The following is a 15,643-nucleotide window of genomic DNA, read 5'->3' on the forward strand; positions in this document are numbered from 1 at the left end:
TCCGAAACGGCCGCGACTCATGTCATCGCCCGTCGACCCGCGTCGGTGCGCACGTCCGCGGGTGCGAGGACGATCTCCGCTCCGAGCACGTCGGCCCCGGCCGAATGCGCGTTGACCGGGTTGAGTTCGAGGTGGGAGATCTCGGGGATGTCGTCGGCGAGGGCCGCCACGCGGAGCACGACGTCGACGAGCGCGTCCTGGTCGGTGGCGGGAGCCCCCGGTAGCCCTGCAGCAGCGGCGCGGACCGTACCTCGGAGACGAGGCCCCGGGCATCGACGTCGGTGAGCGGCGGGATGCGGTGCCCCAGGTCGCCGAGCAGGTCGGCGGCCGCACCGGCGACCCCGAAGGAGACCACGGGCCCGAACAGGGGGTCCTCCACCGACCGCACGAGCGTCGCGAGGCCGACCGGTGCCATCTTCTGCACGACCAGCATCGGGTCGCCGGTGTAGGCGAACTGCCGGGACATCTCCTCGAACGCCGCGACGACGGCCTCGTCGGTGGTCAGCCCACCGCGGACACTGCCCGGGCGCATCCGGACGCCGGCGAGCATCGATCGCACGACGACGGCCCCCTCGATGCCGGCCGCCGCATCGACGGCCTCCTCCGGCGTCGACACGCGGAACATCGGCCACATCTCGAGGCCGTAGGCGGCCAGCAGGGTCGTGACCTCCTCCATGTCGAGCTGCCGACCGCCGGGGCTGCCGTCGAGGATCCGATCGACCACGCCCCGCGCTGCGACGCGGTTGATCCCCTCGGGCCGGACGAACTCGCCATGATCCTTCTCGCGCCACATCGCATACCGGGTCGCGGCGCCGAGCGCGGCCACCCCGTCGATCGGGGTCTTGTAGACGGGCACGATGTAGCGACCGCTGCCGTCGCTGCGGGGGCGCCCGGCCCGGTGCATGATGTCGGTGACGTCGCGCAGCCCGAAGAACGTGACGATGCACGGCTTTCCGTACGGCCAGGCCGTGTGCGCGACGGCGCTCGCCACGTCCTCGTCGCCCGAACGCATCGGGGGTGTCACGCAGACGATGACGCTGTCGACGTTCTCGTCGGCGAACGCGGCCTCGGTGGCGTCGGCCACCTGCGTGGCGGTGCAGTCCACCCGGAGCGTCACGGGGCCGTGCGAGACGTACAACCCGACCTTGACCGCCTTGTCCGCGACGATCGCGTTCAACCCGTGGGAGTTTCCGACGACGGCGACCCGGGGGCCGGCAGGCAGCGGCTGGTGGCTGACCAACTGGACGATGTCGACGAGTTCGTGGACGCTGTCGGCCTGCATGACCCCGGCCTGGTCGAGCAGGGCGGCGAAGGCCGCGGGGTCGACCCGGGGGCGCGGGCCCGGTGCCCGGGGGCACGGTGCCGATCGTGCCCGTCTTGACCGCGACGACCGGCTTGCGCATGGACAACTGACGCGCGATCCGCGAGAACTTGCGCGCGTTACCGAGCGACTCGAGGTAGAGGCCGACGGTGCGCGTGTTGTCGTCGTCGATGAAGTACTGCATGAGGTCGTTGCCGGAGACGTCGACGCGGTTGCCGGCCGAGGCGAAGATCGAGACCCCGAGGCGACGCCTGACCACCGAGGCCAGCAGGCCCATGCCGATGCCGCCGCTCTGGCTGAACAGCCCGAGGGAGCCCGGCCCCGGATTGTGCCGGGCCACCGTCGCGGCGAGACGGACGTCGGGGTCGTTGTTGACGAGTCCGAAGGAGTTGGGTCCCACGACACGCATGCCGTTCGTCCGGGCACGGTGCAGCAGCGCGGCCTGGCGGGCCTCCCCTTCGGGACCGGCCTCGGCGAAGCCGGAGGAGACCACCACGAGGGACTTCACGCCGGCCTCGGCGCAGTCGTCCACGACGTCCAGCACCCGCTCGGCGGGCACGGCGATGACCGCCATGTCCACGCCGCCCTCGATGTCGGTGACCCGGGAGTGCGCGGGCAGTCCCCGCACCGAGTCGGTCTCGCTGTTGACGAGGTGGACCTGACCGGCGAACCCGCCGTCGAGGAGGTTGTCGAGCAGGATCGATCCCACGGCGTCCGGCCTGCGGCTGGCACCGACGACGGCCACCGAGCACGGGCTGAGCAGCGTGTGCATGCTCTGCGCCTCGGCGCGATGCTCGCGGGCGAGCTGGACGGCCTTGCTCTTCTCGGTGGGCTCGATCGTGAACTCCACGGCGATCACGCCGTCGTCGAACCGGTGCTTGACCTCATAGCCTGCGTCGATGAAGACGTTCATCATCTTGCGGTTCTGGGGCAGGACGTCGGCCACGAAGCGACGGATCCCCCGCTCCTGCGCGACCGCCGCCAGGTGCTCCAGGAGGACCGACCCCACCCCTTGCCCTGGTAGTGGTCGGAGATGTTGAACGCCACCTCCGCCACGCTCTCGTCCTCGAGGCGGTCGTACCGGGCGATGCCGATGATGTCGTCCTTGATCGTGGCCACGATGGCGGCCCGCGCGTCGTAGTCGACGTGCGTGAAACGATGGACGTCCTTGTCCGAGAGCTGCTTGATGGGCGCGAAGAAGCGCAGGTAGATGGACTCCTCGGACTGCCGGCCGTGGAAGATGCGGATACCGTCGGCGTCACCGGGGGTGATGGGTCGGACGTGGGCGACCGACCCGTCCCGGAGCACGACGTCCGCCTCCCAGGCCACCGGGTAGTTCTCGGGAAGGTCGAGCTGATCGGGCGAGGGCAACGCGTCGTCGGCCATGCGGGCAGTATCCCATGCGCAGTCCGGCCTCCAGGGGAGGTCGGGACGCGGCGCACACCACACCCGATGTTGTTTCAGACATCCTCTTCGCGCAAAGTCTGTGAAACCGGGCATGCTCCCACTAGTCTCGGGCGCAACAGCGGACACAAGGGAGTGTGCAGATGCATCAACACGAACGTCATACGTTCATCGTCGATCTGGCACGCCGGACTCCTCGCGTGGAGGTCGGCGACCTGGCCGAGAGCCTGGACGTGACGCCGGAGACGATCCGCCGTGACCTCACCGCCCTCGAACGCCACGGACTGGTCCGCCGCGTGCACGGTGGCGCCATCGCCATCGAACGCTTCGGTTTCGAGCCCACCCTGGAGAGCCGCACCGAACTCCACCGCGAGGAGAAGCGCCGCATCGCCGAGATGGCGATCGGTCTCGTGCCCGAGCACGGCGTCGTGCTCCTCGACGCGGGCACGACCACCGGCGTCATCGCCGAACTCCTCCCCCACGGGCGCGAACTCACCGTCGTCACCGACTCCCTGACGATCGCCGGCGCGCTCGCCCGCCGCACCGACCTCGAACTGCACCTGCTCGGCGGCCGGGTCCGTCACCGCACCCTCGCGGCCGTCGGCCCCTGGGCCGTGCACGCTATCGCCGACGTCCACGTCGACGTCGCGTTCATCGGCACCAACGGCGTGTCGGTGGACCGCGGTCTGACCACCCCCGACGAGGCCGAGGCCGCCACCAAGCGCGCGATGATCGAGGCCTCCGCGTGCCCCGTCCTCGTGTGCGACCACTCCAAGATCGGGACGAACCACTTCCACCGGTTCGGCGAACTGTCCTCGATCGACACCATCGTCACCGACTCCGGTCTCGATCCCGAGACCGCTGCCGCGCTCGGTGCCCACGGACCGGAGGTCCTCCTCGCATGATCGTCACCGTCACCCCCAACCCCAGCGTGGATCGCACCATCGAGGTCGACGTGCTACGCCGCGGCGAGGTCCACCGCGCCACCTCGACCCGGCTCGACCCGGGCGGCAAGGGCATCAACGTCTCCCGCGCCATCGACGCCCATGGCGGCGCCACCCTGGCGGTGCTCCCGGTCGGCGGAGCACACGGCCGCATGATGACCGAACTCCTCGACGCCACGGGCACCCCGGTGCGCGCCGTGCCCATCGAGCAGTCGATCCGGGCCAACGTCGCGATCGTCGAACCCGACGGGTCGACCACCAAGGTCAACGAGCCCGGCCCGCAGTTGTCACCCGCCGAGGTCGAGGCCTTCCTCGCCGCGGCCGGCGACGCGGTGGGCACCTCCCCCGGCGCGTGGATCGTCGGATGCGGCAGCCTGCCGGGTGGTGTCGCGGGCGACTTCTACGCCGGGCTCGTGCGGCTCGCCCACGACCACGGCTGCAAGGCGGCCATCGACACCTCGGGGGCGCCGCTGGCGCAGGCCGTCCCCGCCGGTCCCGACCTCATCAAGCCCAACCGGGTCGAGCTCGGCGAACTCGTCGGCGCCGACCTGTCCAGCGTCGGCGACGTCGTCGACGCCTCCCGCGAACTCATCTCCGGTGGCATCGGCGAACTGCTCGTCTCGCTCGGACGCGACGGCGCCCTGTTGGTCACGGCCCACTCCGTGGCGCTCGCGGCGGCCACCGTCGACCGGCCCGTGTCGACCGTCGGGGCCGGCGACTGCACGCTCGCCGGCTACCTCCTGGCCCTCGACACCGGCGCGGATGCGCCCACGGCGTTGCGTCAGGCCGTGGCCTTCGGGTCCGCCGCCGTGGCGCTACCTGGAACGAAGGTGCCGTCCGCGCGCAACGTGGCGGCAGTCCATGTCAGGCTCGACCTCGCACCGGATCGAACGATCCCCCTCTCCGATTGATCGAAGGAGTACCCCGTGAGCAACGACCTCATCACCACCGAGCAGGTCATCCTCGGACTGGAGAACACCGACCGGCAGGAGGCGACACGGCGCCTCGGTGAGTCGCTGGTCTCCTCCGGCCGCGTGACCGATCTCGAGGGGTTCCTCGCCGACGTGGCCGCCCGCGAGGCGCAGATGGCCACGGGCCTGCCCGGCGGCATCGGCATCCCCCACTGCCGCAGCCCGCACGTGGCGGTGCCCTCGCTCGCCTTCGGCCGCTCGGAGGCCGGCATCGACTGGGGCGCCGAGGACGGTCCGGCCCACCTGATCTTCCTCATCGCGGCCCCCGAGGGCAGCGGCGAGGACCACCTGGCGATCCTCGCCAAGCTCGCCCGCAAGCTCATGCGCGCGGAGTTCAAGGACGCCCTGCGCACGGCGCCCGACGCTGCCACCGTCGTCGAGGTCGTGGAGCGGGAGGTGGTCAACGCATGAAGCTCATCGGGGTGACCTCCTGCCCCACCGGCATCGCCCACACCTACATGGCCGCCGAGGCCCTCGAACAGGCCGCGAAGGACGCCGGGCACGAGATGATCGTCGAGACCCAGGGTTCGGCCGGCTCCGAACCCCTGGACCAGGCCGTCATCGACGCCGCCGACGCCGTCATCTTCGCCCACGACCTCGAGGTCAAGGACAAGTCGCGCTTCGCCGGAAAGCCCACCGTCGACGTCGGCGTCAAGAAGGCCATCGGCGGAGCCGCCGAGCTGGTCGCCGAGGCCGAGCGTCTGGCCACCGAGCAGTCGTCGGGCCAGGCGGGCACCACGTCCGGCGCCGCGGCGTCCTCCGCTGCGCAGGACGGGCCGCTGACCTTCGTGGGGGTGACCTCCTGCCCCACCGGCATCGCCCACACCTACATGGCCGCCGAGGCCCTCGAACAAGCAGCCCGCGAGGCCGGGCACGAGATGATCGTCGAGACCCAGGGCTCGGCCGGCTCCGAACCCCTGGACCAGGCCGTCATCGACGCCGCCGACGCCGTCATCTTCGCCCACGACCTCGAGGTCAAGGACAAGTCGCGCTTCGCCGGCAAACCCACCGTCGACGTCGGCGTCAAGAAGGCCATCTCGGATGCCCCGGCCCTCATCGCCGAGGCCACCGAGCAGGTACGGGCGCGGCGGGCCGAGTCCGTCGAGGCGCCCCCGACCGCCGGTGCCACGGCACCGGTCGCGGCTGCGGGTGCCACCGCCGTCACGGCGGCGGGCGGGAGCGAGGCCCCCGCCGAGCGCCGTCGCGAGGGTGCGGGCGTCGGGACCCGGATCCGGCAGTGGCTGATGACGGGTGTCTCGTACATGATCCCGTTCGTCGCCGCCGGCGGAATCCTCATCGCGCTGGGCTTCATGTTCGCCCAGCTCTTCGGCGGTGAGACCGGCGCCATCGACGTCACGACCAACTACTCGCTCACCGGCGCCGACGGCACGACGAACATCCTCCAGGAGTTCAACCTCCTCGACGGGATGCACTGGGCCGCACTGCTGTTCCTCATCGGCGGGGCGTCCTTCGGGTTCCTCGTGCCGATCCTGTCGGGCTTCATCGCCTACGGCATCGCCGACCGGCCGGGCCTCGTGCCGGGCATCGTCGGCGGCGCCATCGCGAACTCGATCGGGGCAGGATTCCTCGGCGGTATCGTCACCGGTTTCATCGCCGGTTTCGTCGCCCGCTGGATCTCGGGCTGGAAGGTGCACAAGGGTGTCCGCGGGGTCATGCCCGTCGTCGTCATCCCGCTGTTGTCCACGCTCATCACCGGCGGCCTGATGATCCTCCTGCTGGGTCGTCCCATCGCCGCGCTGATGACGCTGCTCAACGACACCCTCAACGGCATGTCCGGCGCCAACGCCATGCTGCTCGGCGCGATCCTCGGCCTGATGATGGGCTTCGACCTCGGCGGGCCGCTCAACAAGACGGCGTACACGTTCGCCACCGCGGGACTGGCCGCCTCGGGCGACATGCCGCTGCGGATCATGGCGTGCGTCATGGCCGCGGGCATGGTCGCGCCGTTGGCCATGGCGCTGGCGACCCAGCTGCGGCCCAAGCTGTTCACCGGACCCGAGCGTGAGAACGGGCGCGCCGCATGGCTGCTCGGCTTCTCGTTCATCTCCGAGGGCGCGATCCCGTTCGCCGCCGCCGACCCCATCCGGGTCATCGCCGGCTCGCTGGCCGGGTCGGCCGTCACCGGCGCTCTGGTCATGGCCTTCGGCAGCACCCTGCGCGCCCCGCACGGCGGCCTGTGGGTCGTCCCGCTCATCGGCAATCCGCTGATGTTCCTCGTCGCCATCCTCGCGGGGATGGCCGTCATGACGGCGATCGTCATCGCTCTCAAATCGTTCGCCGCCTCCCCCGAGCGCGCCTGACACGCGCCTGGAATACTCCCCACAACCCCACCACGAAGGAGAACCATCATGGCTACCCGTCAGGTCAGCATCGCCTCGTCCGTCGGTCTGCACGCCCGCCCCGCAGCGCTGTTCGTGCAGGAGGCGACCGCCACCGGACTGCCCGTCACCATCGCCAAGGAGGGCGCCGACCCGGTCGACGCCCGCAGCATCCTCGCGGTGATGGCCCTGGGCGCCAAGCACGGCGAGCAGGTCACGCTCGAGGCCGACGGCGACGGCGCCGACGCCGCCCTCGACAAGCTCGTCGCGCTGCTCTCCCGCGACCTGGACGCGGAGTGAGCGGACGATGACCACGTCGTCCTCGCAGACCGACACCACGGACGCGCCCGCCCACCAGGTCCTCCACGGCATCGGGGTCTCAGCGGGGACGGCGTCGGGACCGGTCGTCCAGATCCGACCGGCTCCCGGGCCGGTCCCGGACGAGCCGCCCACCACCGACGCGGAGGAGGCCGGCGCGCTCGTGCGTCAGGCCCTCTCCGACGTCGCCGACGGCCTCACCGAGCGTGCGGGGCGTGCCAACGAGCACGCCAAGCCGATCCTCGAGGCCACGGCGATGATGGCCCGTGACCCGGGCCTGGTGTCGGGCATCGATACGCAGCTGGCCAAGGGCACCGGCATCACGCAGGCGGTCCACGCGGCGGTCGAGGAGTACTGCGCGATGTTCGAGTCGCTCGGTGGCTACATGGCCGAGCGCACCACCGACCTGCGCGACGTGCGCGACCGCACCATCTGCCGCCTGCGTGGGGTCCCCGAGCCGGGTGTGCCCGACCTGGCGGTCCCCTCGGTGCTCGTGGCCGTCGACCTCGCCCCGGCGGAGACGGCGACCCTCACGGCGGAGATCGTCCGCGGCATCGTCACCTCCTCCGGGGGGCCGACGAGCCACACCGCGATCCTCGCCGCCCAGCTGGGCATCCCGGCGGTCGTGCAGCTCAAGGGGGCGACCGACCTGCCCGCGGGTACCGTCGTCGCGCTCGACGGCGGTGTCGGCGAGGTCATCGTCAACCCCACGGATGCGGAGCAGGCGGAGCTCGCCGAACGCAGCCGACGCCGGTCTGCGGCTCTCGCGGGCAGCAGCGGCGAGGGAGCCACCCGGGACGGCAAGAAAATCGCCCTGCTCGCCAACATCGGCACCCCCGAGGATGCGAAGAACGCGGCCGGCAAGGACCTCGAGGGGTCCGGGCTGTTCCGCACCGAGTTCCTCTTCCTCGAACGGGACCAGGCGCCCACGCTGGCGGAGCAGACCAAGACCTACACCGAGGTGTTCGAGGCCTTCGGTGACCGCCGGATCGTCGTGCGCACCCTGGATGCCGGCGCCGACAAGCCGCTCACCTTCGCCGACCTCGGCGAGGAGGAGAACCCTGCCCTCGGTCGCCGTGGTCTGCGTCTGGGCATGATCCGCGAGGATCTGCTCGACACCCAGATCGAAGCGCTGGCGGCCGCGTACCAGGCCACCGGTGCCGACGTGCGGGTCATGGCGCCGATGGTGGGCACGTTGGAGGAGACGGAGTACTTCGCCAAGAAGATCCGTGATGCCGGTCTGCCCAAGGTCGGGGTCATGGTCGAGGTCCCGGCCGCGGCGCTGCGCTCGGAGCACATCATGTCGATCGTCGACTTCGTGTCGATCGGCACGAACGACCTGTCGCAGTACACGATGGCGGCGGACCGCATGCAGGGTGAGCTGGCCAACCTGCTCGACCCGTGGCAGCCGGCGCTCCTGCAGTTGGTCAAGGCCACCTGCGAGGGCGGCCGGGCCACCGGCAAGCCGGTCGGTGTGTGCGGCGAGGCCGGCGGCGACCCGCTGCTCGCGCTCGTGCTCGTCGGCCTCGGCGTCTCGTCGCTGTCGATGGCCTCGGGCCGCGTCCCGGCGGTGCGTGCGGCCCTGCGCCTGCACGACTACGCCACCTGTCAGCAGATGGCGGCCTACGCCGTCGCCGCGCGCACGGCCACCGCGGCCAAGGAGGCGGTCATGGGCATCGTCCACCCCAACCTCCTCGACCTGCTCTGAGCGACGCGCTCTTCGTCGGCCGGTCCCGCACCTCGCGGGGCCGGCCGTCGTCGTTTCACGCCATGACGTGCCACCGGTGGTCGACGGTCAGGGTGACTCCCGGCGGGGGATTCCCCCGTCGCGACGGACTTCGGCGGTTAGGTTTGGCCGTGAGGCGTGGCGCGCTCCCCGGCGCACCCGCAGTCCGTCCGCCGCTCTGGCGTTCATCGCCCGAAGGAGCTCGTCCATGCAGATCACCCCGCAGACCGTCGCCGTCGTCACCGGTGGAGGATCGGGCCTCGGTGAGGCCACCGTCCGCCGACTCCACGCCGACGGCGCGGCCGTCGTCATCCTCGACCTGCCCGGCAGCCAGGGTGAGGCGGTGGCGTCCTCGCTCGGGGACCGGGCACGCTTCGCTCCCGCGGACGTCCGTGACGAGGATCAGGTGCAGGCGGCGATCGACGCCGCCCGCGAGCTGGGCGAGCTCCGCATCGCCGTGACCTGCGCCGGGGTCGCGACTCCCGGGCGGGTCGTCGGTCGCAAGGGTCCGCTGCCGCTGGAGACCTACAAGACCGTCATCGATATCAACCTCGTGGGGTCGTTCAACGTCCTGCGGCTCGCCGCCGCGGCGATGGTCGACAACGAGCCGGTCGACGGGGACCGCGGCGTGGTGATCATGACGGCGTCCATCGCCGCCTGGGACGGTCAGGTCGGCCAGGCGGCATACGCCTCCAGCAAGGGCGGGATCGTGGGCCTCACCCTCGCGGCGGCACGCGACCTGGCGGACAAGCAGATCCGCGTCATGACGATCGCCCCCGGCACGATGGAGACGCCGATGATGGCGAGCCTGCCCGAGGAGACCAAGGCGAGCCTCGGCGCGATGGTCCCCCACCCCAGCCGGCTCGGAAAGCCCGAGGAGTACGCCGCGCTGGCCTCCCATATCGTGACCAACCCGATGCTCAACGGTGAGGCCATCCGTCTGGACGGCGCCCTGCGCATGCCCCCACGCTGATCCGCCCGGTCACCCGGTCACCCGGTCACCCGGTCACCCCGAGCCTCCCACCCTCACCCCAACCCAGCTGAGACAGTAAGAGAGGTCTGAAACAGCCCCGCACGCGCGGCTGTTTCGTCCTCGCCTACTGTCTCAGCCGATTGATTCCGGCTGAATGGAACGTTCTCGGGCGAGCCGTGCAACATCCCGGCGAACGGTGGCGTCGAAGGGTCATGACGAGCAGCGACTTCGAGACCTGGGCACGAGCGTCCACACCACGCCTCGTGCGTCTCGCGACGCTGCTCACCGGGAGCGCCGAGGAAGCGGCCGACGTCGTCCAGGACGTGCTCATGCGCGTCTACCGCGACTGGCACCGGATCTCGGCCGTGGAGTACGTCGACGCGTACGTGTCGCGGATGGTCGTCAACCGGCATCTGTCGCGAGCCCGCAGCCTCTCCCGCCGCGACCGCCGGGAACGGCTCGTCGCGGTGCCCGAGGCCGGACCCTCACCGTCGCACGGCGTGGCCGAGCGGATCGCTGAGCGGGACGAACTCGCCACCGCCCTCGCCTCGCTCGGACGCCGGCAACGCGCCATCGTCCTGCTGCGACACGTGGACGGTGTCTCCGACGAGGAGATCGCGGCGAGCTTGGGTTGCTCGACGGTCACCGTACGGTCCCAGGCCTCCCGGGCCCTCGCCCACCTGCGTTCGGCACTGGCCGAAGGGAGCCGACCATGACCCGCGAACCCACCGACCTCGACCCGCGACTACGCGACGCCCTCGAACCCACGGCCGAGGATCACGACGATGCCGACCGCATCGTCGACGCGGTCCTTGCAGACGCCGACCCCGTCGGGGGCGGCAGACGTCGCCGCGGCCGGCTCATCCCGGCGGCCGCCGTCCTCGTCGCCGTCGCCCTCGCCGCCGGGGTCGCGTCATGGCCCATGCCCCGGCACGAGGGGGTCGTGGCGACTCCTCCGACGTCGTCGACACTCGTGATGCCGACGACCCTCGAGGTGTTCCCCCTCGTCGGCCTCGCTTACCCGCTGGTCTCGTGGACCTCGAACGAGCGTCCCGCGATGGTCGCCGCGTACGAGCCCCTGTGCCCCGCCTGCGACGGCATCGACCTGCTCCCGTCCGTCCTGCAGTTCGCGGAGACGCACCCGGACTACTGGGTGGTGGTGGTGCTCGTGAACGCGAATCAGGAGGACCTGAAGGCGACCAGACGCCTCGTCGGAGGTATCCAGCCCGACCGGGCGCCCGTGGCGACGGTGCTGCTGCAGGACGCCACCGAGCGGGGATTGGTGCCGCAGGCGGTTGTCCTAGGTGCTCCGATGGCTGTGCTCGCGACGCGCGACGGCACCGTGACGACTCACGCCACCGGCCTCGACGAGGCGATGGCGCTGCTCGCGAACTAGGCGTACCAGGCCGTGACCTGGCGTGCGTGAACCACCTCCGGCGTGCCGAGTGCTGCGCCGTTGCCCCTGTACGACATGATGAGCGGTCGGGACCTCTGCCGGGGATCCCGGATCGCGAAGGAGGCCGTACGTGGCGCGGGGCAAGCAGCCGTCTCTTCTCGATGAGGACTTCGAGGAGAACATCGTCGACATCGACGTCCAGGACGAGATGGAGAGCGCGTTCCTCGAATACGCGTACTCGGTCATCTACTCCCGGGCCCTGCCCGACGCCCGCGACGGCCTCAAACCCGTGCAGCGGCGGATCCTCTACGGCATGCGCGAACTCGGCCTGCGGCCGGACCGGGGGCACGTCAAGTGCAGCCGCATCGTCGGCGAGGTGATGGGTAAGTACCACCCGCACGGCGACTCCGCGATCTACGACGCCCTGGTGCGGTTGGCCCAGCCGTTCACGATGCGTCTGCCGCTCGTCGACGGGCACGGCAACTTCGGATCGCTCGACGACCTGCCGGCCGCGGCCCGGTACACCGAGGCGCGCATGAGCACGGCCGCGCTGCCCATGGTCGAGGGCCTGGAGGAGAACACGGTCGACTTCGTCCCGACCTACGACGACAGTCACATGCAGCCGGACGTCCTGCCGGCGGCGTTCCCGAACCTGCTGGTCAACGGCGCCAGCGGCATCGCGGTCGGCATGGCCACCAACATGGCGCCGCACAACCTGCTCGAGGTCGTCGGCGCGGCCCGCCACCTCATCGACCACCCCGACGCCACCCTGGACGACCTCATGAAGTTCGTCCCCGGGCCCGACCTGCCCGGCGGTGGACGCATCATCGGCCTCGAGGGCATCCGCGACGCCTACGCCTCGGGGCGCGGCAGCTTCCGCACCCGCGCCACCGTGCGGATCGAGAACGTCAGCCCGCGCCGCAAGGGCATCGTCGTCACCGAGCTGCCTTACCTGGTCGGGCCCGAGAAGGTCACGACGAAGATCAAAGAGCTCGTCCAGGCCAAGAAGCTGCAGGGCATCCACGACCTCGTGGACCTCACCGACGGCGAGAACGGCCTGCACCTCGTCATCGAGATCAAGAACGGGTTCAACCCCGAGGCGGTCCTGCAGAAGCTCTACAAGCTCACCCCGCTCGAGGACTCCTTCGGCATCAACAACGTCGCCCTCGTCGAGGGCAAACCGCGGACGCTGGGGCTGCGCGAACTCCTCACCGTGTACGTCGACTTCCGCCTCGACGTCGTGCGGCGACGCACCGCCTACCGCCTCGACCGCGCGCTCGAACGCCTGCACCTGGTCGAGGGTCTGCTCATCGCGATCCTCGACATCGACGAGGTCATCCAACTCATCCGCGCCGCCGACGACGCGAACATCGCCCGCGCGCGACTCATGGACGTCTTCGAGCTCTCCGAGGCCCAGGCCACCTACATCCTCGACCTGCAGCTGCGCCGCCTCACCAAGTTCAGCCGCCTGGAGTTGGAGAAGGAGGCCGCCGACCTGCGCAGCCGCATCGAGGCGCTGCGCAGGATCCTCGGGGACGACGCCGTGCTGCGTCAGGTCGCCTCCACCGAACTCGCCGAGATCGCAGAGGAACTCGGTACGCCGCGACGCACGGTGCTGCTGGAGTCCTCGGGCGAGACGGCGTCGGCGACGGCCACACCGCTGGAGATCGGCGACGAGCCGTGCTTCGTGCTGCTGTCGTCCACGGGCCTGCTTGCGCGCACGACGGACCGCACCTCCTTCCCGGCGGATGCGGCACGCGCCAAGCACGACGACGTCGCCGCCGCCGTGCCCACCACGACCCGCGGGGACGTCGGTCTGCTGACCTCCGCCGGTCGTGTCGTGCGGCTCTCGGTCCTCGAGCTGCCGACCCTGCCCCCGACCAACGGCGCCGCCACCCTGGCCGGTGGCACCCCGGCCTCGGTGTACGTCGACCTCGCCAAGAACGAGGTGCCCGTGACGATCATCGGCCTCGACGAGGAGGCCGCGAAGCGTCCGGGTGTCGCGCTGGGAACGGCGCAGGGCATCGTCAAGCGCGTGGTCGCCGACTACCCCGCCGGGCGCGAGGAGTTCGAGATGATCACCCTCAAGGCCGGAGACAGGGTCGTGGGCGCGCTCGAACTGGCTACGGGGCGTGAAGAACTCGTGTTCGTCACCTCGGACGCGCAGTTGCTGCACTTCAGTGCCCAGGCGGTGCGGCCGCAGGGACGCCCCGCGGGCGGTGTCGCCGGGATCAAGCTGGCGGCCAAGGCACACGTCGTGCACTTCGGCGCGGTCGATGCCGCGGCCGAGCCCGTGGTCGTCACGGTCGCCGGGTCGTCCTCGGGCGGCGCCAACCAGACCGGCAGCGTCAAACTCACGCCGTTCTCCGAGTACCCGGGCAAGGGACGCGCCACCGGCGGCGTGCGGGCCCACCGGTTCGTGCGCGGCGAGGACGTGCTGCTCGGCGCCTACATCGGCATCGCCCCCATCCGGGCGGCCGCCAAGAGCGGCAAGGCCCTCACCCTCCCCGCCGAGTACGGACGTCGGGACGGCTCCGGAGTCCCGGCTCCCGGCCCGATCGCCGGCCTCGCGCCCGGCAGCGCGACAGGCGTGTGGACCGGGGGCATCAACGACGCCGCGGACTCCCCCGCCGAGGCGACCGGCACCCCCGCCGACCCGTCACCCGGCGGCCTGGCCATGGACGAACTCCCCGGACTGCCCGCCCCCGACCGGCCCGCCCCCGCCCGCAGGTCGACCGCTCCGACTACGACCCCGACTCCCTCGACGACGTCGTCCAGACCGGCGACGAGTAGGTCACCGCACGGGCACGTCACTGCACCTGCACGACCAGGAAGGCCTGGGCGTCGCGTTCGTGGCGGGCGGTGGCGGCGCGGTCGAGGCGGGCCACCTCGGTCAGGCCGGCCGCGGCGAGGACGGCGGCCATGTCGTCCACGGTGCGCAGGTAGCGCTCCAGAACGACCTCGTGGCCGTAGGCGCGGTAGGTGTCGGCCACGTCGCGCACACCACGCCCGCGCTGGAACGCGATCAGGGCCACTCCCTCCGGGCGCAGCACCCGCCTCAGTTCCGTTGCCGCACGGGTGAGCTCGGGCATGGTCGTGTGGATGGTGGAGTACCACGAGAGCACGCCGTCGAACGACGCGTCGGGGTAGGGCAGCGCCGTGAGCGACGCGACCCGCGTCTCGAACTCCGGGTGGTCCTCGTGGGCTCGGCGGATCATCTCCGGCGACAGATCGACGCCCTCGGCCTCACATCCCAGGCCCGCCAGGACCGGCAGCAACCGGCCCGCTCCGCACCCGGCGTCCAGGACGCTCCGCTCCGGGGCCAACAACGACACGAAGTACCCGATCATCGCCAGGTCGATCGGCGCCTCGGCCTCCGTGGTGCGCAGGATGTCGGCGTAGCTGTCGGCGACCTCGTCGTACGCCGCCCGGACACCCTGTTCCGCCTGCTCGGGGCCGGTGGAGGTCGCGACCATGCCGTACTCCTCGTGCACCGTCGCGATGCGGACCCGGTAGTCGAGATACCACCGGTCGCGGCCCATCCGCTGCGCTCCGAGGTGGTCGGCGTCACGCTTCCACGCCGCCGCGCTCGACCGGTCCTTCCAGTAGCTGACGGTGATGCCCTCGCCGTCGGAGCCACGGGCCGACTCGATGCCCAGATAGCCCGGCCGCGTGGCCGCCATCTGCTCCATCCTCACCGCCTCCGCCGAATAGTCCGCGTCGTCGCGCTGCGCAGCACGGACGGAGGTGAAGATCACGGCCACATAGGGAGGCTCGGGCGTCGTCGTGGGCATGGCGCCAGTGTGGCATCGCCGGCGCAGCCCTCGGTGGGCGGCGACAACGGACGGCTTCTCCCACGTAGCGCAGTTTCGACGTACTCGCGATGCTGGGTTGCGCTGCTGTATGCGTTTGACCTGCGTCGATGCGCGCAGAGAGCTCAAGCGGTCGCCGAGAGTACGTCGAAACTGCGCTACGTCTGGCGGGGGCAGGTCGTCGCGGGCGGGTGATTCCAGGTCGTGCACCGGTGGTTCCCGCCCTGCACGATGTCCCGGGCCATCCAGGGGTGAGTGATGCCTTCCTCGACCTGACGCGAATCCACGCGCCGCAGAGGAGGTTCCGCGGACCACCCAGGTGCATCGCTCATCTGTTCGATCTGCGGAGGGGCAGCTGGTGCGACCACGATTCGAGACCGCACCTTTCAACCATTGTCACCACAGTTCATATGGCCTAGAATCGTAAATGTGTCCCATA

The 15,643-nt window shown here is 70.9% G+C and carries 11 protein-coding genes and 3 pseudogenes; 10 read left to right on the plus strand and 4 right to left on the minus strand.

Annotation, left to right across the window (positions count from 1 at the left end):
• Nucleotides 1-17: 17 nt before the first annotated feature.
• The 3 genes and pseudogenes from QQK49_RS22715 to QQK49_RS08850 all read right to left on the minus strand — a co-directional run bounded on the left by QQK49_RS22715 (nt 18) and on the right by QQK49_RS08850 (nt 2,707).
• Nucleotides 18-1,282, minus strand: a pseudogene (locus QQK49_RS22715) (acetate--CoA ligase family protein).
• 145 nt (nt 1,283-1,427) lie between these two features.
• Nucleotides 1,428-2,237, minus strand: a pseudogene (locus tag QQK49_RS08845) (CoA-binding protein); the annotation flags it as partial.
• Complete coding sequence (locus QQK49_RS08850) at nt 2,234-2,707, minus strand: GNAT family N-acetyltransferase (protein ID WP_284303591.1); 474 nt, start codon at nt 2,705-2,707, stop codon at nt 2,234-2,236. The pseudogene QQK49_RS08845 and the gene QQK49_RS08850, both read right to left, overlap by 4 nt.
• 161 nt (nt 2,708-2,868) lie before the next feature.
• Between QQK49_RS08850 and QQK49_RS08855 the strand changes: the two genes are divergently transcribed.
• The 10 genes from QQK49_RS08855 (at nt 2,869) to QQK49_RS08900 (ending at nt 14,474) form a co-directional block, all read left to right on the plus strand.
• Nucleotides 2,869-3,630 (plus strand): DeoR/GlpR family DNA-binding transcription regulator, encoded by a 762-nt coding sequence (locus QQK49_RS08855; protein WP_284303592.1) that lies wholly within the window; start codon nt 2,869-2,871, stop codon nt 3,628-3,630.
• Nucleotides 3,627-4,580, plus strand: coding sequence for a 1-phosphofructokinase (pfkB, locus tag QQK49_RS08860; RefSeq protein ID WP_284303593.1), 954 nt, complete (start codon nt 3,627-3,629; stop codon nt 4,578-4,580). Before QQK49_RS08855 ends, pfkB begins: the two co-directional genes overlap by 4 nt.
• Nucleotides 4,581-4,595: 15 nt before the next feature.
• Complete coding sequence (locus QQK49_RS08865) at nt 4,596-5,051, plus strand: PTS sugar transporter subunit IIA (protein WP_284303594.1); 456 nt, start codon at nt 4,596-4,598, stop codon at nt 5,049-5,051.
• Entirely contained in the window at nt 5,048-6,961 is a 1,914-nt protein-coding gene (locus QQK49_RS08870; protein ID WP_284303595.1) for a PTS fructose-like transporter subunit IIB, read from the plus strand. Before QQK49_RS08865 ends, QQK49_RS08870 begins: the two co-directional genes overlap by 4 nt.
• Nucleotides 6,962-7,009: 48 nt before the next feature.
• A complete protein-coding gene (locus QQK49_RS08875; RefSeq protein WP_284303596.1) occupies nt 7,010-7,279 on the plus strand; it encodes an HPr family phosphocarrier protein in 270 nt (89 codons plus the stop codon).
• 7 nt (nt 7,280-7,286) lie between these two features.
• Nucleotides 7,287-9,005: a phosphoenolpyruvate--protein phosphotransferase gene (ptsP, locus tag QQK49_RS08880; protein WP_284303597.1), complete on the plus strand. Its 1,719-nt coding sequence runs from the start codon at nt 7,287-7,289 to the stop codon at nt 9,003-9,005.
• A gap of 226 nt (nt 9,006-9,231) precedes the next feature.
• Nucleotides 9,232-9,996: an SDR family NAD(P)-dependent oxidoreductase gene (locus QQK49_RS08885; protein ID WP_284303598.1), complete on the plus strand. Its 765-nt coding sequence runs from the start codon at nt 9,232-9,234 to the stop codon at nt 9,994-9,996.
• Between the two features lie 212 nt (nt 9,997-10,208).
• Nucleotides 10,209-10,712, plus strand: coding sequence for an RNA polymerase sigma factor (locus QQK49_RS08890; RefSeq protein WP_284303599.1), 504 nt, complete (start codon nt 10,209-10,211; stop codon nt 10,710-10,712).
• Entirely contained in the window at nt 10,709-11,392 is a 684-nt protein-coding gene (locus QQK49_RS08895; protein WP_284303600.1) for a hypothetical protein, read from the plus strand. Before QQK49_RS08890 ends, QQK49_RS08895 begins: the two co-directional genes overlap by 4 nt.
• Before the next feature lie 130 nt (nt 11,393-11,522).
• Nucleotides 11,523-14,474 carry a DNA gyrase/topoisomerase IV subunit A gene (locus QQK49_RS08900; protein WP_431310522.1) on the plus strand — a complete coding sequence of 984 codons (2,952 nt, stop codon included), beginning with the start codon at nt 11,523-11,525 and terminating at the stop codon, nt 14,472-14,474.
• Here QQK49_RS08900 and QQK49_RS22720 read toward each other — a convergent pair.
• Nucleotides 14,458-15,186: pseudogene (locus QQK49_RS22720) on the minus strand (methyltransferase domain-containing protein); the annotation flags it as partial. The gene QQK49_RS08900 and the pseudogene QQK49_RS22720 overlap by 17 nt on opposite strands.
• Nucleotides 15,187-15,643 lie beyond the last annotated feature (457 nt).

The sequence above is a fragment of the Mobilicoccus caccae genome (genome assembly GCF_030161635.1).
Taxonomy (GTDB): Bacteria; Actinomycetota; Actinomycetes; order Actinomycetales; family Dermatophilaceae; genus Mobilicoccus; species Mobilicoccus caccae.

Excerpts from the sequence above, each read along its gene's own strand:
- QQK49_RS08890 (WP_284303599.1), top strand. The coding sequence starts at position 10,209 with ATGACGAGCAGCGACTTCGAGACCTGGGCACGAGCGTCCACACCACGC.
- QQK49_RS08895 (WP_284303600.1), top strand. The coding sequence starts at position 10,709 with ATGACCCGCGAACCCACCGACCTCGACCCGCGACTACGCGACGCCCTC.
- QQK49_RS08870 (WP_284303595.1), top strand. The coding sequence starts at position 5,048 with ATGAAGCTCATCGGGGTGACCTCCTGCCCCACCGGCATCGCCCACACC.
- QQK49_RS08850 (WP_284303591.1), bottom strand. The coding sequence starts at position 2,707 with ATGGCCGACGACGCGTTGCCCTCGCCCGATCAGCTCGACCTTCCCGAG.
- QQK49_RS08855 (WP_284303592.1), top strand. The coding sequence starts at position 2,869 with ATGCATCAACACGAACGTCATACGTTCATCGTCGATCTGGCACGCCGG.
- QQK49_RS08875 (WP_284303596.1), top strand. The coding sequence starts at position 7,010 with ATGGCTACCCGTCAGGTCAGCATCGCCTCGTCCGTCGGTCTGCACGCC.
- pfkB (WP_284303593.1), top strand. The coding sequence starts at position 3,627 with ATGATCGTCACCGTCACCCCCAACCCCAGCGTGGATCGCACCATCGAG.
- QQK49_RS08885 (WP_284303598.1), top strand. The coding sequence starts at position 9,232 with ATGCAGATCACCCCGCAGACCGTCGCCGTCGTCACCGGTGGAGGATCG.
- ptsP (WP_284303597.1), top strand. The coding sequence starts at position 7,287 with ATGACCACGTCGTCCTCGCAGACCGACACCACGGACGCGCCCGCCCAC.